Origin of the sequence: Rhodococcus sp. 06-1460-1B, assembly GCF_002258475.1 — a bacterium.
In the GTDB taxonomy this organism is placed as follows: Bacteria; Actinomycetota; Actinomycetes; order Mycobacteriales; family Mycobacteriaceae; genus Rhodococcoides; species Rhodococcoides fascians.
Genome location: NZ_NOYS01000037.1, coordinates 80,087 through 101,923 on the forward strand (window position 1 = coordinate 80,087; position 21,837 = coordinate 101,923).

Consider the following 21,837-nt stretch of genomic DNA (forward strand, 5'->3'; position numbering starts at 1 on the left):
GTGATGCCGATCGCGTGCTCGGCAATCACCATGGGCTGCCGGCTGGTGTCCGGCGGCTTTGCGACGGCTCACTGGTCCACCAGATGTGCCATTGACCCCCGAAAAGGCCACTGAACGTCACATTGAGTACCCCCGGAGGGGGTCGGGGACGGTGGGCGGTCAGTTGTTCGGCGGCACCAGACCGTAGGTGTCGAGTACCTCGAACACGTCGCGTGGGTCGGCTCCCAGGTCCCATCGACCGAAGATGATGAGTCGATCGTCGTCCTCGTCGGGTGCGCGGACGTCCAGTTCGAGCATCGGCACTCGTCGTCCCAGTCTCGGGTAGCGGACCACTTTGATTTGGACGATGTCGGCGCGCGAGTACGTACGTGTGCCGGTGAGTCGTTTCATCACCATGGAGCCGTCGGGTGTGATGGCGAGTCGGGGGCGTTGTGCGGCCGCGAGGGCTGCCATTACCCAGGTTCCGACGGCGGCGAGTCCGACCAGGAAGGTTCCGGCGGCGTCCGAGGAGGCGAGGACGGCACCGATGGCGAGTGCGATACCGCCTGCCACCAGCGCTCCGACGGCTATGGCGGGCGTCGCCCATCGGTGCTCGTACACACCCTGTGGATGGTCGGGAAAGTTATCCACAGGGTTTATCCACATTGGGGATGAATGACATGGGTGTAACTCGGCCGGCTCTCAGCGCCATCGCATGGTCATGACGAGGCCGACGACCATGAAGCCGAATCCGATGAGGAAGTTGTACGCACCGAGGTTGCCGATGAACGAGATGTCTTCCTGGGCCAGGTAGTACACAATCAGCCACAGCAGCCCTACCAGCATGAATCCGAGCATCAGGACCACGTACCAGACCGGCGACGGGCCGGCGTTGACCTTTACCGGCGTGCGGTTGGCCGGGTTGATCGTGTAGTCGTTCTTCTTCCGTACCTTCGACTTCGGCATTGCGTCCTCTTCGTGTTCTTGACGGTCATCGGCGTGCGCCGTGCCTGTGGACAACTGACGGTGACAACCTGTGGATCGATCGAGTTGCGTGCATCCCCAGGTTATTGTCTCCCGGAGAGCCGTGGCGGTCATCCACCCGGTTTGTAGTACACGCTAACTCAGATCAGCGCAGCACCGACCTACCGAACAGTGGCGAGCACTCTGTGAGACGACGATCGACCGATTCCTCCGAGACCCGATGGTGGGTGCTCGCTGTGGCGGTGTGCGCTGTGGTCGGTCTGCTGCTCGGAACCACGAGGCATGCTTCGGACGGCAACGAGTTGCGGGGCGGTGACACGACACGGCTCGCCGATTTGGTCGATTCGGCCCAGCGAAGCAGCGACGATGCGCTGCGCAGTAGAGATGCGCTGGAGCAGCAGGTCGATCTCCTCCAGCAGCGTACGGCGGCGGGCGACTCCGAGGTGGCCGACGCGTTGGCCCGGGTCGACGCCCTCTCGGACGCGGCGGGCCGGGAGGAGGCGTCCGGCACGGGGTTGACGGTGACGATGGCCGACGCTCCACGCGGTCCCGACGGGTCGTATGCGTCCGACGCGTCTCCGGACGACCTGGTGGTTCATCAGGTCGACGTGCAGAGTGTCCTCAACGCCCTGTGGGCCGGTGGTGCGTCGGCGATGGCGATGCAGGATCAGCGTCTGGTGGCGTCGTCGGCACCGCGGTGTATCGGGAACACGCTGCTACTGGGCGGCCGGACGTACAGTCCGCCGTACGTGATGACGGCTCTCGGCGACCCGGATCGACTGCGGGCGGCGCTGGACAACGAGCCCGGGGTGCGGCTGTACGAGCAGTATGCGTTGCGCTATGGCCTCCGCTACGAGGTCGCAGCCTATCAGAACCTCTCGGTTCCGGCGTACACCGAATCGGTGCGCATGCGTTTCGCGGAGCCGCGCTGAGTACGCTGTCGACATGCGCATTCTCGTCGTCGACAACTACGACAGCTTCGTCTTCAACCTCGTCCAGTACCTGGGCCAGTTGAACGCCGAGGTCGAGGTGTGGCGCAACGACGACGAGCGACTCGCCGATCGCGACGCTGTCGCCGCGGAGTTCGACGGCATTCTGCTCAGCCCGGGCCCGGGAACCCCGCAGCGCGCCGGGGCCACGATGGACCTGGTCTCGGCGAGCGCGCGGGCCAAAACCCCGCTGCTCGGTGTCTGTCTGGGCCATCAGGCCATCGGAGCCGCGTTCGGCGCCACGGTCGAGAAGGCCCCGGAGCTGCTGCACGGTAAGACCAGCCTCGTCCATCACACCGGCGTCGGTGTACTGGAGGGGATGGGCGAGCCGTTCACGGCCACCCGCTATCACTCGCTGACCGTCCGCGAGGACACCATCCCCGCGGAGCTCGAGATCATCGGCCGTACCGAATCCGGTCTGGTGATGGCCATGAGGCACACCGAGCTACCCATTCACGGCGTGCAGTTCCATCCGGAGTCCATCCTCACCGAGGGCGGGCACCGGATGCTGGCCAACTGGCTCGCAGTGTGCGGTATGCCCACCGATTCCGGTTTGGTGGGAACCCTGGAGGCGCAGGTCGCCGAGGCCTTCGCCTGATCGCTAACGCCCGGGGATACCCAGGGCACCGATGCTGATCGTGACGGTGTCGGACTTGCTGATCTCGGACCCTGCCGGCTGCGTCTGATTCACCACTCGCCCGACCATCAACGGATCCAGCGTCGCTTCCCTTGTCGCCGTCAGTTCCGCTGCCGTGCCCGTCCAGCCGGCCGACTGCAGCGCGGCCAACGCCTGTGCCTCGGTCAGACCGGCGAGGTCGGGCATGGGGATCTTGTCGCCGTTCGACACGCGCAGCGTGACCACGGTGTTCTCGGTGACATTGGTGCCGCCCACGGGGTCTGTGGAGACGACCTGACCCGTCGGCTGTCCCGAGTCGATGTTCTGCACCTGGACGCGCAGTCCGGCTCCCTCGACGTTCGGCTGCGCCACGTTCACGAGTTGCCCCACGACGTCGGGCATCCGCACCTGCGCCGGCCCGGTGCCCAGGGTGATGCGAACCTGCGAGTTCGCGTTCATGCTCACGCCCGAGGACGGATTCTGCTCGACGACCTTGTCGAGGTTCTCGGGTGACGACGGAGCACGGGCGACGGTGGCATCGAGCTGGAGGCCCACCTCGTTCAGTGCATCCGACGCCTGCTGCTGGGTGAGGCCGGTCAGTCGAGGAACCTGCACCTGCTGCGGTCCCGAGGACACGTCGAGCTGGATGTTCCCCGGCGATTCGGTCTGTGATCCGGCCGCCGGATTGGTGCCGATGGCCGAGCCTTCCGGAATCGCCGCGTCGGGCTTCTCCTGGATGCTCACTCGCAGGCCGGCTTCTTCGAGTTGACGCTGTGCCTCGTCTGCGGACAGTCCTACGACGGTGGGCACGGCGACGGTCTTGGGGTCGGCACCGGGACCGAGCGACCACAGGAAGGCACCGACGATAGCGACGACGATGATCGCGGCCGCCGAGATCAACGCGATCTTGAGGCCGCGGCGGTTCTTCGGTTCGTCGTAGTCCTCCGTGTGGCGTGACGACCGAGGTGCCGCGGTAGCGGCGGGCTTGTCCTTGCCGGAGAAATCGGCCTGACGGGAATCGACGGAGCCGAGGATGGTGGTTCGATCCTCGTCGTTCATCACCATGGGCGCACTCGGGCGCTGTCCACCCAGAACGCGGACCAGGTCGGTACGCATCTCGGCGGCGCTCTGGTAGCGATTGGCCGGGTTCTTGGCCATTGCCTTGAGGATGATCGAGTCGAGTTCGCGCGGGACGGTGTCGTTGACCAGCGACGGCAGCTGGGGGTCTTCACGGACGTGCTGGTAGGCGACGGCGACCGGCGAATCCCCCTTGAACGGCGGCTCGCCGGTCAGGATCTCGAACAGCACGCAGCCGAGCGAGTAGACGTCCGAACGCGCATCGACCTGTTCCCCGCGGGCCTGCTCGGGCGAGAGGTACTGCGCGGTTCCGATGACGGCGGCAGTCTGAGTCATCGGCGAGGACGAGTCGGCGATGGCACGGGCGATGCCGAAGTCCATCACCTTCACCGCGCCGGCGTTGTTGATCATGATGTTGGCGGGTTTGACGTCGCGGTGCACGATGCCGTTGCGGTGGCTGAAATCGAGCGCAGCACAGACGTCGGCGATGACCTCCATGGCCCGACGCGGCTCCATGGGTCCTTCGGCGCGCACGATGTCGCGCAGGGTGTCGCCGTCGACGTATTCCATGACGATGAACGGGAGCGGACCGGCTTCGGTCTCGGCTTCACCGGTGTCGTAGACGGCGACGATGGCGGGGTGATTGAGCGCAGCAGCGTTCTGTGCCTCACGTCGGAATCTCAGGTAGAACGTGGGGTCGCGAGCGAGGTCGGCGCGCAGAACCTTGATGGCGACGTCACGATCGAGTCGGGTGTCCCGAGCGAGGTGAACCTCGGACATACCGCCGAAACCGAGTATCTCGCCCAGCTCGTAGCGAGAGGAGAGCGTACGGGGAGTCGTCATCGTTGTCCTTGTGGTGCTTGCGGGAACGGAATCTCGATCAGCGGCCTGCGAGTCGTCGTCTGGGTGGGCTGCGCCGAGGTCGTCGTGCTCTCTTCGGTGGTCGTCGGCTCCTCCGAGGTGGTCGTGGTCGTCGTGGTGGTGGTCGTGGTTTCTTCGGTGGTCGTGGTTTCTTCGGTGGTGGTCGTCGGCTCGGTGGTCGTTGTGGTCGTGGTCGTCGGCTGCGTGGTGGTCGTGGGCTGCACGAACGGTGTCGGCGAGTCGTCCCTGCCACCGGTCAGCAGTACGTAACCGCCGATCAGGATGGCCAACAGCAGGAGCGCGCCGCCGCCCCAGGCCAACGCCTTCTGTGCCGAGGACATGCCGGTCTGCTCGGGAACCGCTGCAGCTGCAGTGCCGGTAGCCGGGCCCCGGTAATCCCGTTGCGAGGTCGGCATCATCTGGGTGCTCGACGGCGGAGGCGGCTGCGGGCTGGGCACGACGCCGGGCATCATGACTCTCCCGGTTCCGGTACCGCGCGAGTTGCCGGGTGCCGGCGGCCGGCGGCCGGCCCGAACTGCGGCGACGGCGTCGGCGAATTCGCCGCCGTTGGCGTACCGGGCGGCCGGATCCTTGACCATCGTGATCTCGATGAGCTCACGGACGGCAGGCGGTAGGTCGACCGGCATGGGCGCCGGTGCTTCGCGGACGTGCTTCATGGCGACGGTCAAGGCACCGTCGCCCACGAAAGGCCGTGTGCCCGCGAGTACTTCGTATCCGACGACGCCGAGTGAGTAGACGTCGGATGCCGAGGTCGCCTCTTCGCCGAGGGCTTGCTCGGGAGCGATGTACTGGGCGGTGCCCATGACCATTCCGGTCTTGGTGACCGGGGAGGCGTCGACGGCCTTGGCGATGCCGAAGTCGGTGATCTTGACCTGCCCGGTGGGGGTGATCAGGATGTTGCCGGGCTTGACGTCGCGGTGGACGACCCCTGCCGTGTGCGCGATCTGCAGTGAGCGCCCGGTTTGTTCGAGCATGTCGAGGGCATGGCCGAGCGGCAGGCGCGACATGCGACCCAGCACTGCGTTGAGGGGTTCGCCGTTGACCAGTTCCATCACCAGGTAGGCGAGCGATTCGCCTGCACCATCGCGGGTCTCGCCGTAGTCGTACACCCCGGCGATTCCGGGGTAGTTCAGCTGAGCGGTGGTACGGGCCTCGAACCTGAAGCGCTGCAAGAACTCCGGATCCTCGGAGAACTCGGCTTTGAGTACCTTCACGGCGACACGGCGGTCGAGGCGATTGTCCATCGCCTCCCAGACCTGTCCCATGCCGCCGGTGGCGATGAGGCGCAGCAGTCTGTAGCGCTGCGCGATGACGGCTCCGTTACTCAGTGGCACCGATGCTCACCTCCCCTGCAATGCGGCGGCGATGACGGCGCGGCCGATGGGTGCTGCGACCGAACCGCCGGTGGCGGCGAGGGCTCGATCTCCGCCGTCCTCGACGATGACGGCGATGGCGACCTTGGGGTCCTTCGCCGGTGCGAAACCGATGTACCACGCATGGGGCGGGGTGTTGCGAGGATCCGAACCATGTTCTGCGGTACCGGTTTTCGACGCGATCTGCACCCCGGGGATCTTGCCTTCCCCGCTGGTGTTGTTCTCGGAACCGATCATCAGATCGGTCAGGGTCGCGGCCGTGTCGGAGCTGATCGCCTCACCCATCGATTGGGGTTGGTAGCTGGACAGGTCCGACAGGTCGGGAGATTGCAACTGCTGCACCAGGTTCGGAGCCATCCGTACACCGCCGTTGGCGACGGTCGCGGCGATGACGGCGTCCTGCAGCGGGGTGAGCGCCACGTCGCGCTGACCGATGCTGGACTGGCCGAGAGCCGCGTCGTCGTCGATGGATCCGATGGTGCTGTCGGCAACGGTGAGCGGGATGCTGGTGTCCTCTCCGATACCGAACTTGGCGGCGGTCTCGCGCATCTTGTCGGCGCCGGTGTCGATGCCGAGTTCGACGAAGGCGGTGTTGCACGACCGTGCGAACGCCTCACGTAGCGAGGCGGTCTGACCGCCTCCGCACGTCGAACCGTTGTAGTTCTCGAGCGTCGTCGACGTTCCAGGAAGGGTGATGTTCGACGCGGCCGTGAGTTGATCGTCCGGGGTGGCGCCTGCTTGGAGCGCAGCGGCGGTCGTGATCACCTTGAACGTCGATCCCGGTGGGTAGGTCTGCGAGATCGCGCGGTTCACCAGCGGCTTGCCCGGATCGTCGCTCAGGTTCTCCCACGCGGTCGACGTGGTGCTGCCGTCGTGGCTGGCCAGCAGGTTGGGGTCGTAGCTCGGCGTGCTGGCCATGGCGAGAATGTTGCCGGTGGCGGGGTCGAGGGCCACGACGGAGCCGGTGTATCCCTTGGCGGTCAGCTGGTCGTACGCCACCTGTTGGACGACCGGGTCGATGGTGGTGACGACGTTGCCGCCGCGGGGATCCCGGCCGGAGATGAGGTCGAACAGGCGTCCGCCGAACAACCGGTCGTCGGATCCGTTGAGTACCGGGTCCTCGGCGCGTTCGAGACCGGTGCTCGAATACAGCATCGAATAGAAGCCGGTGATCGGGGCGTTGGCCTGCGGGCTCGCGGGGGAGATCGAGTTCTGCGGGTACGTGCGCAGGTACTTGTAGCGATCGTCGGTGGCAACCGACGATGCGAGAACCTGGCCACCCGCCGAGATCTGACCGCGTTGACGTGAGTACTCGTCGAGCAGAACGCGGGAGTTCCGTGGGTCGGTGCGCAGGTCGTCGGCCTTGATGACCTGAACGTAGGTCGCGTTGGCGAGCAGGGCGACCACCATCACCATGATGGCGATGGAGACGCGGCGTAGGGGAGTGTTCATGCGCGCTTCACCATTTCGGTCGGCGCCTCGGCGATCGGGGCGGCCACAGCGGGCTTTTTCTTGGGGGTCGCAGGCTCACGCGCTGCGTCGGAGATCTTGATCAGCAAGGCCACCAACAGGTAGTTCGCCAGCAACGAGGATCCTCCGTACGACATGTACGGGGTGGTCAGACCGGTCAGCGGGATGAGTTTGGTGACGCCGCCGACGACGACGAACAGCTGGACGGCGACGGTGAACGAGAGCCCGGCGGCGAGCAACTTGCCGAAGCTGTCTCGGACGGCGAGCGCAGTACGCATTCCGCGAATGACGAACAGCAGATACAGGATCAGCACTGCGGCCAAACCGATGAGGCCGAGTTCCTCGCCGACGGTGGCGATGATGAAGTCGGTCTTGGGGAACGGAACCTGCGACGGGCGACCGCTGCCGAGGCCGGTGCCGGCGAGCCCACCGGTGGCCAGACCGAACAGCGACTGGGAAATCTGGTAGCCGGTGTCGTTGTAGTCCGCGAACGGGTCCAGCCAGGTCAGTGTCCGCACGCGCACGTGGCTGAACGCCTGGTAGGCGAAGAAGAATCCGACCATCAGCAGACCGCTGCCGATGATGATCCAGCCGACACGTTCGGTGGCGATGTAGATCATCACCAGAACGGTGCTGAAGATCAGCAGCGACGTGCCCAGGTCCTTCTCGAACACGAGCACCGCGACCGAGACGATCCACACGACGATGATGGGCCCGAGATCGCGAGCGCGCGGGAAGTCCATGCCGAGCCAGTGTTTGCCTGCCGTGGTGAACAGTTCGCGCTTGGACACCAGCAGTGACGCGAAGAAGATCAGCAGCAGAATCTTGGCGAATTCACCGGGCTGCAAACTGAAGCCGGGCAACCGAATCCAGATCTTGGATCCGTTGACCTCGGAGAACGCCGACGGCAGCAGCGCGGGAATGGCGAGAAGGATCAAGCCGGCCAGGCCGAGGGTGTACCCGTAGCGAGCCAGGGTGCGGTAGTCGCGCAGCAGCACCAGCAGTGCCACGAAGCCGGCGATGGCCAGCGTCGTCCACAGCACCTGCTGGTTGGCGTCGGGCGAGGGAATGGGGTTGCCGAGGTACTGCGCCTGTTGCTGATCGGCCAGGTCCAGTCGATGGATCAGCACCAGGCCGAGACCGTTGAGCAGCGCGACGATCGGCAGCAGCAGCGGATCCGCATAGGGGGCGAACCGTCGTACGGCCAAGTGCGCCACCGTCACCAGTGCGAGGTAGGCCAGCGCGTACTTGGCCAGGTCCCAGGTGATCGTCTGTTCCTGGCTGGCTTCGACGAGGATCAACGAGATGGTGGTGATCAGGACCGCGGCACCGAGCAGCAGCAATTCGACATTGCGACGATTCGACTGGATCGGTGCGGGAGCGAACCCACCGGGAGGACTCGGAAAGGAGCCTCCTGCGGACGGATTGGAACTCATCGAGTACCGGTCCTGCAGTTCTGGCCTGGGATCTGCGCGACGGTCGGTGTCGGCACGGCGGTAGTGGTCGGGGCAGCTTCCGGAACGGGCTCCGGCGCGGGCGGAGGCAACGGAACTCCGGGGGGCGGGATGATCGTCGTCGTCGGGGCGGGTGCGGCCGTGGTGGTCACTGCCGGCTCGGTCTCGCAGACCTCCAATAGGTCTCCCGAGGCCAACCGTTGCACCTGACCGCGGGCGTCGTCGAGAGAGCCCGACGGGAGTCCTGCGGTCACCTGCTCGCGCGCGGCCGGCAACAGGTCGTCGATCTCGAACGGGACGCAATCGGCCGGCGCGGCGTCGGGTGCAGTCAATGTGACGCCACCGTTGTCGTCGAGGCAGCCGATCAATTCCACGCTCTGCAACGAGTACCCGAGAACGGAACCGGGGAGACCGCGCAGCACGGTGACCTTGCTGTTGTCGGCACCGACGTAGTAATTGCCCTTGATCACCGAATTGGCAACCACTACACCGATTCCGGCCAACACGATCAGGGTCAGCGCGATCAGCGACCACCGCAGTTTGTGCGACTTCTTCTCCGGTGTCACCACGGGAGCGGTCACGCGCTTGGGCGTCGTGCGCGGGGGACGCATGGCGGCGGCGCGGCCCGCTGCAGTGTTCGGCGGCGGAGCGTCTTCTTCGTCCTCGGTGCTGGCTGCGCCGCCGAGAATCGGGTGGCTCTGGCCGTAGTCGAGGTCGATGACGTCGGCGACGACGACGGTGACGTTGTCCGGGCCACCGCTGCGCAGGGCTAGTTCGATGAGGCGGTCGGCGCACGGCCCCGTCTCACCCTCGGCGAGGGTGTTCTCGATGGTTTCGTCGCTCACGACATCCGACAAACCGTCGGAGCACAACAGGTAGCGGTCGCCGGCACGGACCTCGCGGACGGTGAGCGTCGGCTCGATCTCGTTACCGGTCAGCGCCCTCATGATCAGTGAGCGTTGCGGGTGCGTGTGCGCCTGTTCGGCGGTGATGCGGCCTTCGTCGACCAGTGACTGGACGAACGTATCGTCGCGGGTGATCTGAGTGAGCGAGCCGTCGCGCAGCATGTAGGCACGCGAGTCACCGATGTGCACCAGACCCATTCGCTTGCCCGCGAACAGGATTGCGGTCAGCGTGGTTCCCATGCCGTCGAGTTCGGGCTCGTCTTCCACCTGGTCGGCGATGGAGGCGTTGCCCTCGCGGGTGGCGGCTTCGAGTTTGCCGAGCAGATCCTCGCCCGGTTCGTCGTCGTCGAGGTGCGCCAGCGCGGCGATCATCAACTGCGAGGCCACTTCGCCTGCGGCGTGACCGCCCATGCCGTCGGCAAGAGCCAACAGTCGCGCACCTGCGTAGACGGAGTCCTCGTTGTTGGAGCGAACGAGACCGCGATCGCTGCGGGCGGCGTAGCGGAGAACAAGGGTCACGGGCGCAACTCGATCACGGTCTTGCCGACGCGAACCGGAGTTCCCAGTGGAACGCGTACAGCGGTGGTGACCTTGGCTCGATCGAGGTAGGTGCCGTTGGTCGAGCCCAGGTCTTCGACGTACCAATCTCCGCCGCGAGGCGAGAGGCGAGCGTGCCTGGTGGACGAATAGTCGTCTGTCAGAACGAGAGTCGAATCGTCTGCGCGTCCGATCAGAACCGGCTGAGTGCCGAGCGAGATGCGCGTGCCGGCGAGGCCGCCCTGGGTCACCACGAGGTACTTCGCCACCTTCTGCTTGTTGAACGACGGGAGCACCTTCGAGCCACCGGAGTAGCGGGCGGGCACACGCATACCGGCTGCGGCATAGATGTCACTGCGCAGCGTCCGAAGAACGGCCCAGACGAAGAACCACAACAGGAGCAGAAAACCTGCCCTGGTCAGTTGCAGAATCAATCCCTGCACGACGATTCACCTCCTCCTTCGCGATCGGACCTGCATCCCCCACAATCCGACGCGGCGGCGCGACAGACATGGTTGTCTCGCAGCATCATAGGGTGCAGTCGCTCGTGTGGACGACATACGGGTGGGCGAACCTGCGAGTCGAGAAGACGAACATCTCGGTCGGCCGGGCCACTCCGGTGATCAGACGATCCGGACCAGAATCTCGGAGTGACCGGCGCGGATCACGTCGCCGTCGGCCAGTTGCCAATCCTGGACGGGTGCACCGTTGACGGTGGTTCCGTTGGTGGATCCCAGATCGGACAGCATGGCCACTCGGCCGTCCCAGCGAATCTCGATGTGTCGGCGTGACACTCCGGTGTCGGGGAGGCGGAACTGGGCGTCCTGGCCGCGCCCGATGATGTTCTGTCCGTCCCGGAGCTGGAAGTAGCGGCCGCTGCCGTCCTCGAGCTGAAGGGTCGCGGCGAGCGCCTGGGGCTGACCTGCGTAGGACGCCGGCTGGTCGTAGCCGTAGCCGTCCCCGCGATCACCGGCACCCTGGGGGTAGCCGCGGCCGTAGGGCGCTTGGGCAGGCGGGTAGTCGTAGGCGGGCTGCTGGTAGCCCTGCTGTGGGTAACCGGCACCCTGCGGCTCGGCATAGCGGCCGGCGGGCTCGCCGTACGCCTGCTCCTGATAGGGAGCCTCGCTGTAGGCACCGCCCTGCTCGCCACCGTTGTAGTCGTAACCGGCACCGTTGTAGCCCTGCGCGTCGTAACCCTGGGCGTTGTAGCCCTGAGCGTCGTAACCCTGCGCGTTGTAGCCCGCTCGGTCGTAGCCCTGGGCGTCGTAACCCTGCTCCTGACCGTTGGGTGCTCCGTAGGCCTGGTCGTATCCCTGCTCCGGGCCGCCGGCGGCGCTGTAGGCCTGGCCGTGCTGGGCGTACGGCTGCTCGTCGTAGCCCTGGTTCTCGTAGCCCTGGGCGTTGTACGGCTGCTGGTCGTAGCGCTGATCTCGATCGGCGGGCGCGTAACCCTGCCCGTCGTATCCGTTCTGCTCACGCGCCGCGTAGCGGGGATCCTGGCCACCGGCGTATCCGTTGCGCGCGCGCGGATCCGGACGATGTCCGTCCGCGGGGTCGCGCTGCGGGTCGTAGCCTGGGTTCTGCGTCATGGGGCCGGCTCCTGGTATCGACATCGGTGGGGCAGTCGGTCGCTGCGTGGCTGAAGGGACGGGACGGGCTGGCTGTGCCGACGCGTTCTGCTGAACAGAGCTGTTCTGCGCAGCAATCGCCGATCGTCCCACATCGGGATCGACCGAGCCACTGGCCCGGAACTGTCCGGTGTGAAGGGTGGGCGACGGTTCGAAGCGAACCACCACGTCACCGTAGGTCTGCCACCCCTGATCACGGATGTAATCGTCCAGGTGACGCGAGAAAGCCTTGACCGTGAGCTCGCGATCACCGGCAAGTTCCTCGTGATCCGAGCTGTTGATCGTGATCACGTAGTTGTTGGGTGCCAGGTAATGACCGCCGTCCAAGGGGCGAACGAGATCGGACGCCTCCTGTTGCAGCGCCGCCTCGACTTCGGCCGGTACGACGCCGCCGCCGAACACGCGGGCGAAGACGTCGCCGACAGCGCTCTGCAGCTTGCGTTCGAAACGCTGAACGATGCCCATCGTGACCCCTCCTCTCACTGTGTTCTTCCACCCTGTGGTGCCTGTTGCCTACAACGGTGCGACGGCCGCGTGTCATCACGAAGTCGCGCTGCAAGCATGATATACGGTGCGGCCGACAGCAACGCTGTGCCGCCGGTTGCTCGGGGCAGCTCGAGACGGCGATTTTCGAGCACGGCGGGGTGCGTGTTAGTGTTCTCGCCGTCACCCGGGCGGGTGGCGGAATGGCAGACGCGCTGGCTTCAGGTGCCAGTGTCCTTCGGGACGTGGGGGTTCAAGTCCCCCTCCGCCCACCACACTGGCCGCAGCTGATCTCGATCGCTGCGGCCAGTAGTTTCTTCGAACCCCGGCGTGTGAGCGCGGGTGATGCCTTACATTCGTGTAGTTCGACAACGATGTCGACGTGTCGATGCAGAGCCGGATTCCGGACCCCGTCGATTCGGTGGAAAATCGCAGGTGAGAGCCCGAAGTAGGCTTACCTTATTTGCGAGAGCACCCTGGTACTGACTTATCGTTCGTAATTGGATCGGCCTCACCACGGCCTGATCCGTCGAGACCTTCACTTTTCTACCACGAGCCCACCCGCCCGTGCAGAGGAAAGCGTGGAAGATCGACAGGTGCTGCTTCAACGGCGAGGACGCACCGCAGGCCGTTCGAGCAGCCGGTTACACCACACCGTCGCCGACGAGTTTCAAGGCTGGACTTATCCGAAGGCTAGGTATGAAGCACACTCCGGGCCCGCAAGGCCTCTACGATCCCGTCAACGAACACGACTCCTGTGGTGTCGCATTCGTGGTGGACATGCACGGTCGCCGCAGTCGCGACATCGTCGAGAAGGCGATCACCGCACTGGTCAACCTCGAGCACCGCGGTGCCGCGGGCTCCGAACCGAACACCGGCGACGGTGCGGGCATTCTGATCCAGGTACCGGACGCGTTCTTCCGCGCCGTCGTAGATTTCGAGCTCCCCGCACCCGGTGCCTACGCAACAGGTGTCGCATTCCTGCCGCAGGGCCGCAGCGACGCCGCACGCGCGTGCGAGGGTGTCGAGCGCATCGTCGAGAGCGAAGGCATGACCGTCCTCGGATGGCGTGAGGTGCCCACCGACGACTCCTCCTTGGGCGCGTTGGCGCGCGACGCGATGCCGACGTTCCGTCAGTTGTTCTTCTCCGCTCCCGACGCGGCGATCACCGACCTCGAACTCGAGCGTCGTGCCTTCGTCATTCGCAAGCGCGTCGAACACGAGTTGGGTGAAGAGGGCGCAGGCAAGGACGGCCCCGGTCGCGAGACCGTGTACTTCCCGTCACTGTCCTCGCAGACGTTCGTCTACAAGGGCATGCTGACCACGCCCCAGCTCAAGGGCTTCTACCTCGACCTGCAGGACGAGCGCGTCGAAAGTGCACTGGGACTCGTGCATTCGCGTTTCTCGACCAACACGTTTCCGTCGTGGCCGTTGGCCCACCCGTTCCGCCGGGTCGCACACAACGGTGAAATCAACACCGCGACCGGCAACGAGAACTGGATGCGCGCCCGCGAGGCCCTCATCACCTCCGACGTGTTCGGTGGCTCGGAAGCGCTCGAGAAGATCTTCCCCGTCGTCACCCACGGAGCCAGTGACACAGCACGTTTCGACGAGGTGCTCGAACTGCTGCACCTCGGCGGCCGCAGCCTGCCGCATGCCGTGCTGATGATGATTCCCGAGGCCTGGGAGCGGCACGAATCCATGGACCCCGCGCGTCGGGCGTTCTACAAGTACCACTCCTCGTTGATGGAGCCCTGGGACGGACCGGCCTCGGTGTGCTTCACCGACGGCACCGTCATCGGCGCAGTTCTGGACCGCAACGGTCTTCGCCCCAGCCGCCTGTGGGTCACCGACGACGGCTTGGTCGTCATGGCTTCCGAGGTCGGCGTGCTGGACATCGACCCGTCCAAGGTCGTCCGCAAGGTGCGTCTGCAGCCGGGCCGGATGTTCCTGGTGGACACCGCACAGGGCCGCATCGTCTCCGACGACGAGATCAAGGACGAGCTCGCCGCCGAACACCCTTACCAGCAGTGGCTCGACGAGGGCCTGACGTCGATCGACGATCTACCCGAGCGGCCGCACGTGCACATGCCGCACGATCGCGTGCTGATCCGCCAGCAGATCTTCGGATACACCACCGAGGAACTGAACGTGCTGGTCTCGCCGATGGCGAAGTCCGGTGCCGAGGCCATCGGTTCGATGGGTACCGACACCCCGATCGCCGTGCTGTCGGCACGTCCGCGGATGTTGTTCGACTACTTCTCGCAGCTGTTCGCCCAGGTCACCAACCCGCCGCTCGACGCGATCCGTGAAGAGATCGTCACCAGCCTCGGCGGCACCATCGGTCCCGAGGGCGATCTGCTCAACCCGGGCGCCGATGGCTGCAAGCAGATCGTGCTGCCCCAGCCGATCCTGCACAACGACGACCTCGCCAAGCTCGTCCACATCAACGACGAGGGCACGCAGGAAGAGCTGCGCTCGGTGGTCGTGCGTGGCCTGTACCCGGTTGCCGAGGGCGGTGAAGGTCTCCGAAAGGCGTTGGAGGCCATCCGCGCTCAGGTTTCCGCTGCCATTTCGGGCGGGGCGCGGATCATCGTGCTCTCCGACCGAGAGTCCAGTGAGAAGCTCGCTCCGATCCCGTCGTTGCTCCTCACCTCGGCAGTGCACCACCATCTCGTTCGTGAGAAGACGCGCACCAAGGTGGGTCTGATCATCGAAGCCGGTGACGCCCGCGAGGTCCACCACATGGCTCTGCTCATCGGATTCGGTGCGGCAGCGGTCAATCCGTACATGGCTTTCGAGTCGATCGAGGACATGATCGAGCGCGGTGCCCTCACCGGCATCGACTTCGACAAGGCCGTCGGCAACTACATCAAGGCTGCAGGCAAGGGCGTGCTGAAGGTGATGTCCAAGATGGGCATCTCGACTCTCGCGTCGTACACCGGAGCCCAGCTGTTCCAGGTCATCGGCCTGTCGCAGGAACTGGTCGACGAGTACTTCACCGGGCTAAACAGCCATCTCGGCGGTATCGATCTCGATCAGGTCGCCGACGACGTCGCAGCGCGACATGGCGTCGCGTACCTCGACAACCGTCAGGAACGCGCACACCGTGAGCTCGAGACGGGCGGCGAGTACCAGTGGCGTCGGGAAGGGGAGTACCACCTCTTCAACCCCGACACCGTCTTCAAGCTGCAGCACTCCACCCGCACCGGTCAGTACGACATCTTCAAGGAATACACGAAGATGGTCGACGACCAGTCCGAGCGGCTCGCGTCGCTGCGCGGTCTGTTCCGCTTCAAGACCGAAGAGCGACAGGCTATTTCGATCGACGAGGTCGAGCCGGCAAGCGAGATCGTCAAGCGTTTCTCCACGGGCGCGATGAGCTACGGCTCCATCTCGGCCGAGGCACACGAGACCCTCGCCATCGCGATGAACCGTCTCGGCGGACGCTCGAATTCCGGTGAGGGCGGCGAGGACGTCTCGCGCTTCGAGCCGGACGAGAACGGCGATTGGCGACGCAGTGCCATCAAGCAGGTCGCGTCGGGACGTTTCGGCGTCACCTCGCACTACTTGACCAACTGCACCGACATCCAGATCAAGATGGCGCAGGGAGCCAAGCCCGGTGAGGGCGGCCAGCTTCCGGCTCACAAGGTGTACCCGTGGGTCGCCGAGGTTCGGCACTCCACGCCGGGTGTCGGTCTGATCTCGCCGCCGCCGCACCACGACATCTACTCGATCGAGGATCTCGCGCAGCTGATCCACGACCTGAAGAACGCGAACCCGTCGGCTCGTATTCACGTCAAGCTGGTCTCCGAGGTCGGAGTCGGCACCGTTGCGGCGGGTGTGTCCAAGGCGCACGCGGACGTGGTGCTCATCTCGGGCCACGACGGCGGCACCGGCGCCACGCCGCTGACGTCGGTCAAGCACGCAGGTGGACCGTGGGAGCTCGGCTTGGCCGAGACCCAGCAGACGTTGCTGCTCAACGGTCTTCGCGATCGCATCGTCGTGCAGGTGGACGGCCAGCTCAAGACCGGCCGCGACGTCATGGTCGCTGCTCTGCTCGGCGGCGAGGAGTTCGGTTTCGCCACCGCTCCGCTCGTCGTGTCGGGCTGCATCATGATGCGCGTCTGCCACCTCGATACCTGCCCCGTCGGTGTTGCGACACAGAACCCGTTGCTGCGCAAGCGTTTTGCGGGCAAGCCCGAGTTCGTCGAGAACTTCTTCATGTTCATCGCCGAAGAGGTGCGTGAGCTCATGGCCGAGCTCGGCTTCCGCACGCTCGACGAAGCCGTCGGCCAGGTCGGTCTGCTCGACACGACCGCGGCCAAGGAGCACTGGAAGGCGTCGAAGCTCGATCTGTCGCCGATCCTCGAAGAGGTCGAATCGGCGTTCATGAACCAGAACCTGTACAACACAGGCGTTCAGGATCACGGTCTCGACAAGGCCCTCGATCAGCAGCTGATTTCGGCCAGCCGCAATGCGTTGGACAAGGGCGAGAAGGTCGCGTTCGAGTCCAAGATCACCAACGTCAACCGCACCGTCGGCACGATGCTCGGACACGAGGTGACCAAGGCATACGGCGGCGTCGGCCTCCCGGACGACACCATCGAGATCACGTTCACCGGCTCGGCCGGCAACAGTTTCGGTGCATTCGTGCCCTCCGGTATGACGTTGCGCCTCAACGGAGACGCCAACGACTTCGTCGGCAAGGGCTTGTCCGGTGGACATCTCGTGCTGCGGCCGTCGCTGAACGCTCCGAAGGGATTCGTGGCCGAGGACAACATCATCGGCGGCAACGTGTTCCTGTTCGGTGCCACCAGCGGTGAAGCCCTGATCCGCGGCGTCGTCGGCGAGCGGTTCGCGGTTCGTAACTCCGGTGCCGTTGCTGTCGTCGAAGGCGTCGGCGATCACGGCTGCGAGTACATGACCGGCGGCAAGGTCGTCATCCTCGGCACGACGGGACGAAACTTCGGTGCCGGCATGTCCGGCGGCGTTGCGTTCATCTTCGATCCGAACAAGACGTTCGAGGCCAACCTCAACACCGAGCTGGTCGACATCGACGAGCTCGAGGGCGACGAATTCACCTGGTTGAAGGACATCGTCACCCGTCACCAGGAGCAGACCGGCTCCGAGGTGGCCGAGCGGATCCTCGCGGATTGGTCACAGCAGGTGAACCATTTCGTGAAGGTCATGCCTCGCGACTACAAGAAGGTACTGCTGGCCATCTCCGAAGCCGAGAAGAACGGCGCGGACGTGGACGAAGCGATCATGGAGGCAGCTCGTGGGTGACCCACAGGGATTTTTGAAGAACACGGTTCGCGAAGTACCCAAGCGGCGGCCCGTCGATCTGCGCCTGATGGACTGGAAAGAGGTCTACGAGGACTTCTCGAAGGACACTCTGCGCACCCAGGCCAGCCGATGCATGGACTGTGGCATTCCGTTCTGCCACAACGGTTGTCCCCTCGGGAACCTGATTCCCGAGTGGAACGACCTGGTGTTCAAGGATCGCTGGCGCGACAGCATCGATCGCCTGCACGCCACCAACAACTTTCCGGAATTCACCGGACGGTTGTGCCCCGCTCCGTGCGAGGCGGCATGTGTCCTGGGCATCAACCAGGATCCGGTGACCATCAAGCAGGTCGAGGTCGAGATCATCGACAAGGCCTTCGAGGAAGGCTGGGTCACGCCGGTCTACCCGACGCACCTGACCGGCAAGACCGTCGCCGTCGTCGGCTCCGGACCAGCGGGACTTGCTGCAGCGCAGCAGCTCACCCGCGCCGGCCACACCGTCACGGTGTTCGAGCGTGCCGATCGCATCGGCGGGCTGCTGCGCTACGGCATTCCCGAGTTCAAGATGGAGAAGCGTCACATCGATCGTCGGCTCGCGCAGATGGAGGCCGAGGGCACCGTCTTCCGCACGGGTGTCGATGTGGGCGTGGACATCTCGGCCGATGAACTGCGTGAGCAGTTCGACGCGGTCGTGCTGTCCGGCGGTGCCACCGCCTGGCGCGACCTACCCATCGAGGGTCGCGAACTCGACGGCATCTACCAGGCCATGGAGTTCCTGCCGCACGCCAACCGCGTCCAGCAGGGCGACTTCGAGCAGCCGCCGGTCAGTGCCGAGGGCAAGAAGGTCGTCATCATCGGCGGCGGCGACACCGGGGCGGACTGCCTGGGCACCTCGCACCGTCAGGGCGCGGCAAGCGTCCACCAGTTCGAGATCATGGCGCGTCCGCCCGAGGAGCGCGCCACCTCCACCCCGTGGCCGACGTACCCGCTGATGTACCGCGTCGCGTCCGCACACGAGGAAGGCGGCGAGCGCGTCTTCTCCGTCAACACCGAGCGTTTCGTCGGTGAGAACGGCAAGGTCACCGCACTCGAAGCATGCGAGGTCGAGTTCAAGGCCGGCAAGTTCGAGAAGATCGAAGGCAGCGAGTTCACGCTCGAAGCCGATCTCGTGCTCCTCGCCATGGGCTTCGTCGGACCCGACAAGGGCGGTCTGCTGACCGACCTGGGCGTCGACTTCAACCAGCGCGGAAACGTCGAACGCACCAACGAGTGGGTCACCAACGTGCCCGGCGTCTTCGTCGCCGGAGACATGGGCCGCGGTCAGTCGCTCATCGTGTGGGCCATTGCCGAGGGCCGCTCCTGCGCGGCCGCCGTCGACACCTTCCTGCAGGGAGCAACCGCGCTGCCGTCGCCGATCGTGCCCACCCAGGCGCCGCAGCGGTAGGTTTTTTTCCGGCGCACCCCCTCGGGATCAATGTCCCTTTGTTGCACTCTGAGCGACTGAAAGCCGCATTGATCCCGACGGGGGCGCGACCGATCCCGACGGGGGCGACCGATCTCGACGGGGCGATTGATCCCGACGGGTGGCGGCGAACCGTGTGACGCACGGTTACGTCCGTTAACCATGTGGGCATCGGATGGTCACAGGCCGCTGTCATTGTGGTGATCGAACACAAGAAGCGTTCGATCACCCAGTGAGGCCCCCTCCCCATGAGTGTCAAGAAATTCTGCGCCGGTGTCGGCGTCGCTGCAGCTGTTGCGTCCGGTCTAATCGTCGGGGCATCGCCCGCCGTCGCCGATCCCGGCGGTTGTCCCTCGATGTACGTCGTAGCGATTCCGGGAACGTGGGAGACCAGCTCCGGTGCTGCCCCGAAGCCGGGGATGCTGACCGACGTCACCGATCGTCTCGGTGGCGACATCCGCACCGAGTACGTTTCCTATCCCGCCACCGCGTTCCCGTGGGAGGGCGAGGTGTACGGGCAGTCGCGTGCTGCTGCCGTCACCAATGCAGGCGGCATGCTGAAGGCGATGGCGGATCGCTGCGGCGCAACGAAACTGGGCATCATCGGTTACAGCCAGGGAGCGGACGCGGCCGGTGATCTCGCCGCGTCCATCGGAACCGGTCTCGGGGTGGTTCCGGCCGACAAGGTGGTGGCGGTCGGGCTCGTCTCCGACCCGAAGCGGTCGGACACCGACGCCCTGGTCGGTCCCCCTGTGGTGGGTACCGGCGTCGGTGGACCCAGGGTCGGCGGATTCGGCTACGTCAGTCCGGTGGTGCGCACGTTCTGCGCCGTCGGCGATCTGTATTGCTCGACGCCCAAGGACGACTACGTGGCGCGGCTCGCGGGCTTCCTCGCCGTGTCGTCCAACCCTGCGCCCGACGTCGCAGATCAGTACACCCAGGAAGCACAATCGTTGATCGCCGACCTCGCTGCGTCCGGTGGATTGCCCGTACTGCAGGGGCAGCTGTCGGATCAGGCCAACGCCCAGCGTCAGCGGGAGATCGAGGCCTTCTACCGTTCGGGCATCCACCAGGAATATCAGACCTATGACGTCGGAGACGGAGTGTCGGCGACGCGGTGGCTGGCGCGTTACCTCGCCGACGCGGTCTGACTACGACGTACTAGCAGGAACCCGACGGAGCAGCAGGAACACGACGACGGCACTGACGAACATCAGCACGGCGCTCGTGCCGGCGGCGAGGTTGAAGCCGTCGATGAAGGACGAGTGCGCGACGTCGGTCAACTGCGATGCGAACGGCTCCGGCAGATAGTCGGCCACGGCTATTGCGCCGCCGATGGTTTCGCGGGCCGGATCGGCGATCTCGGCCGGTGTGCCCGCCGGGATGGCGTCCTCCATGCGGTGTCGATAGACGGTGCTGCCGATGGTGCCGAGAATCGCGATGCCGACGGCACCGCCGAGCTCGGCCCCGGTTTCCGACAATGCCGATGCAGCCCCGGCCTTTTCGGGGGCCGCAGCGGTCAGCACGATGTCGGAGTTCAGAGTCGATGCTGCTCCGATCCCGAACGTGACCAGGGCCATTCCGGTCAGCAGCAGCGGCAGGCCGGAGTCGGATTGCACGAATATCAGTGCGACGCAACCGAATACGATGGACAGCAGGCCCGCCGAAATGATGGTGCCGGTGGGGATCACCTTGCTCATCGTCGGTGCGGTGACGGCACCGGCCGCCGCTGCGGCAGCGGGAATCAGCAACCACAATCCGGCGCGGAGTGGTCCGAGTCCGAGAACCAGCTGCAGGTACTGGGAGGCGAACAGGCTGAAGCCGGTCATGGAGAAGATGACCAGAAATTGCACGACGACTGCAGCGCTGAAAGCACGTTCGGCGAAGAGCGTCACGTCGATGAGCGGGTTCGATGCCTTGCGTTGCCGGATGACGAACACGAAGCCGAGTGCCAGGCCGAGGATCGCGGTGGTGATCGTCGTGGCGTCGATACCGTCCTGGGCCCCGTGCTTGATGGCGAACACGATCGAGAGCATCGACGAGATCGCGAGGATCACGCTGATCGGGTCGAACTTTCCGGGGTCGCTGTCCTTGAACTCGGGGACCAGTAGCGGGGCCGCAACGAAGAGCACGACCATGATGGGGATGTTGATCAGGAAGACCGAACCCCACCAGAAGTGTTCCAGCAGAACGCCTCCGACAACCGGGCCCACTGCTGCGCCGCCTGCGAAACCGGCTGTCCACAGGCCGATCGCTTCCTTGCGCTGTGCAGGGTTGTGAAACATGTTGCGGATCAACGACAGTGTGCTCGGCGCAATGGTGGCTCCGCCGACTCCCAGCAGTGCACGTGCGACGAGCAGCATCTCGGGGGAGGTGGAGAACGTCGCGGCAAGCGATGCCGCGCCGAAGACCACCGCGCCGACCATCAGCAGGGTCCGGCGTCCGATACGGTCGCCGAGTGAGCCCATGGTGATCAGCAGACCGGCCAGCAGAAATCCGTAGATGTCGAGGATCCACAGGGTCTGGTTGCTGGTGGGTTCGAGATCGGCGGTCATGAAGGGCAGCGCGAGATACAGCACCGACATGTCCATGGAGACCACGAGGATCGGCACCACCAGTACCGCGAGGCCGAGCCATTCCTTCTTCGTGGCGCGATCCTCGGTTGCCGTCTGATTCACTGCTTCTTCCCTTCCCGCGTGGACACCTCAC

Annotated in this window: 15 protein-coding genes and 1 tRNA gene; 6 read left to right on the forward strand and 10 right to left on the reverse strand. The window is 65.3% G+C overall.

Annotated elements, in window-relative coordinates; genetic code table 11:
- Positions 1-159: 159 nt before the first annotated feature.
- Complete coding sequence (locus CH268_RS22080; RefSeq protein WP_094665899.1) at positions 160-645, reverse strand: PH domain-containing protein; 486 nt, start codon at positions 643-645, stop codon at positions 160-162.
- Between the two features lie 36 nt (positions 646-681).
- Positions 682-945, reverse strand: coding sequence for a cell division protein CrgA (gene crgA, locus CH268_RS22085; RefSeq protein ID WP_027494985.1), 264 nt, complete (start codon positions 943-945; stop codon positions 682-684).
- Positions 946-1,148: 203 nt separating this feature from the next.
- Between crgA and CH268_RS22090 the strand changes: the two genes are divergently transcribed.
- A complete protein-coding gene (locus CH268_RS22090) occupies positions 1,149-1,895 on the forward strand; it encodes a DUF881 domain-containing protein (RefSeq protein ID WP_032367617.1) in 747 nt (248 codons plus the stop codon).
- 13 nt (positions 1,896-1,908) lie between these two features.
- Positions 1,909-2,550 (forward strand): aminodeoxychorismate/anthranilate synthase component II, encoded by a 642-nt coding sequence (locus tag CH268_RS22095; protein WP_032371409.1) that lies wholly within the window; start codon positions 1,909-1,911, stop codon positions 2,548-2,550.
- 3 nt (positions 2,551-2,553) lie between these two features.
- On the opposite strand, the gene pknB is transcribed toward CH268_RS22095, so the two are convergent.
- The 7 genes from pknB to CH268_RS22130 all read right to left on the reverse strand — a co-directional run bounded on the left by pknB (position 2,554) and on the right by CH268_RS22130 (position 12,359).
- Positions 2,554-4,488, reverse strand: a complete 1,935-nt coding sequence (gene pknB / locus CH268_RS22100; RefSeq protein ID WP_032371410.1) for a Stk1 family PASTA domain-containing Ser/Thr kinase — start codon at positions 4,486-4,488, stop codon at positions 2,554-2,556.
- Positions 4,485-5,861 carry a serine/threonine-protein kinase gene (locus CH268_RS22105; RefSeq protein WP_032367614.1) on the reverse strand — a complete coding sequence of 459 codons (1,377 nt, stop codon included), beginning with the start codon at positions 5,859-5,861 and terminating at the stop codon, positions 4,485-4,487. The genes pknB and CH268_RS22105 overlap by 4 nt, the downstream gene beginning before the upstream one ends.
- Before the next feature lie 6 nt (positions 5,862-5,867).
- Positions 5,868-7,352 (reverse strand): peptidoglycan D,D-transpeptidase FtsI family protein, encoded by a 1,485-nt coding sequence (locus CH268_RS22110; RefSeq protein ID WP_032367613.1) that lies wholly within the window; start codon positions 7,350-7,352, stop codon positions 5,868-5,870.
- Positions 7,349-8,806 (reverse strand): FtsW/RodA/SpoVE family cell cycle protein, encoded by a 1,458-nt coding sequence (locus CH268_RS22115; protein ID WP_027494979.1) that lies wholly within the window; start codon positions 8,804-8,806, stop codon positions 7,349-7,351. Before CH268_RS22115 ends, CH268_RS22110 begins: the two co-directional genes overlap by 4 nt.
- Positions 8,803-10,248, reverse strand: coding sequence for a PP2C family protein-serine/threonine phosphatase (locus tag CH268_RS22120; RefSeq protein ID WP_032371412.1), 1,446 nt, complete (start codon positions 10,246-10,248; stop codon positions 8,803-8,805). The genes CH268_RS22115 and CH268_RS22120 overlap by 4 nt, the downstream gene beginning before the upstream one ends.
- Positions 10,245-10,709 carry an FHA domain-containing protein FhaB/FipA gene (locus CH268_RS22125; protein WP_027494977.1) on the reverse strand — a complete coding sequence of 155 codons (465 nt, stop codon included), beginning with the start codon at positions 10,707-10,709 and terminating at the stop codon, positions 10,245-10,247. The genes CH268_RS22120 and CH268_RS22125 overlap by 4 nt, the downstream gene beginning before the upstream one ends.
- 180 nt (positions 10,710-10,889) lie before the next feature.
- Positions 10,890-12,359 carry an FhaA domain-containing protein gene (locus tag CH268_RS22130; RefSeq protein WP_094665900.1) on the reverse strand — a complete coding sequence of 490 codons (1,470 nt, stop codon included), beginning with the start codon at positions 12,357-12,359 and terminating at the stop codon, positions 10,890-10,892.
- Between the two features lie 207 nt (positions 12,360-12,566).
- Between CH268_RS22130 and CH268_RS22135 the strand changes: the two genes are divergently transcribed.
- The 4 genes from CH268_RS22135 to CH268_RS22150 all read left to right on the forward strand — a co-directional run bounded on the left by CH268_RS22135 (position 12,567) and on the right by CH268_RS22150 (position 20,279).
- Positions 12,567-12,652 (forward strand) — tRNA-Leu (locus CH268_RS22135).
- 424 nt (positions 12,653-13,076) lie between these two features.
- Positions 13,077-17,666, forward strand: a complete 4,590-nt coding sequence (gene gltB, locus CH268_RS22140; RefSeq protein WP_032385264.1) for a glutamate synthase large subunit — start codon at positions 13,077-13,079, stop codon at positions 17,664-17,666.
- The gene (locus CH268_RS22145; protein ID WP_032367609.1) at positions 17,659-19,110 is read left to right on the forward strand and encodes a glutamate synthase subunit beta; all 1,452 of its coding nucleotides are present in this window, start codon (positions 17,659-17,661) and stop codon (positions 19,108-19,110) included. Before gltB ends, CH268_RS22145 begins: the two co-directional genes overlap by 8 nt.
- A 266-nt stretch (positions 19,111-19,376) precedes the next feature.
- Entirely contained in the window at positions 19,377-20,279 is a 903-nt protein-coding gene (locus tag CH268_RS22150) for a cutinase family protein (RefSeq protein WP_032385265.1), read from the forward strand.
- Here the strand turns inward: CH268_RS22150 and CH268_RS22155 are convergent, their stop codons facing one another.
- Complete coding sequence (locus CH268_RS22155; RefSeq protein ID WP_032392647.1) at positions 20,280-21,806, reverse strand: MFS transporter; 1,527 nt, start codon at positions 21,804-21,806, stop codon at positions 20,280-20,282. It abuts the gene before it with no gap.
- Positions 21,807-21,837 lie beyond the last annotated feature (31 nt).

Excerpts from the sequence above, each read along its gene's own strand:
- gltB (WP_032385264.1), top strand. The coding sequence starts at position 13,077 with ATGAAGCACACTCCGGGCCCGCAAGGCCTCTACGATCCCGTCAACGAA.
- pknB (WP_032371410.1), bottom strand. The coding sequence starts at position 4,488 with ATGACGACTCCCCGTACGCTCTCCTCTCGCTACGAGCTGGGCGAGATA.
- CH268_RS22095 (WP_032371409.1), top strand. The coding sequence starts at position 1,909 with ATGCGCATTCTCGTCGTCGACAACTACGACAGCTTCGTCTTCAACCTC.
- CH268_RS22110 (WP_032367613.1), bottom strand. The coding sequence starts at position 7,352 with ATGAACACTCCCCTACGCCGCGTCTCCATCGCCATCATGGTGATGGTG.
- CH268_RS22115 (WP_027494979.1), bottom strand. The coding sequence starts at position 8,806 with ATGAGTTCCAATCCGTCCGCAGGAGGCTCCTTTCCGAGTCCTCCCGGT.
- CH268_RS22130 (WP_094665900.1), bottom strand. The coding sequence starts at position 12,359 with ATGGGCATCGTTCAGCGTTTCGAACGCAAGCTGCAGAGCGCTGTCGGC.
- crgA (WP_027494985.1), bottom strand. The coding sequence starts at position 945 with ATGCCGAAGTCGAAGGTACGGAAGAAGAACGACTACACGATCAACCCG.
- CH268_RS22150 (WP_032385265.1), top strand. The coding sequence starts at position 19,377 with ATGAGTGTCAAGAAATTCTGCGCCGGTGTCGGCGTCGCTGCAGCTGTT.
- CH268_RS22080 (WP_094665899.1), bottom strand. The coding sequence starts at position 645 with ATGTGGATAAACCCTGTGGATAACTTTCCCGACCATCCACAGGGTGTG.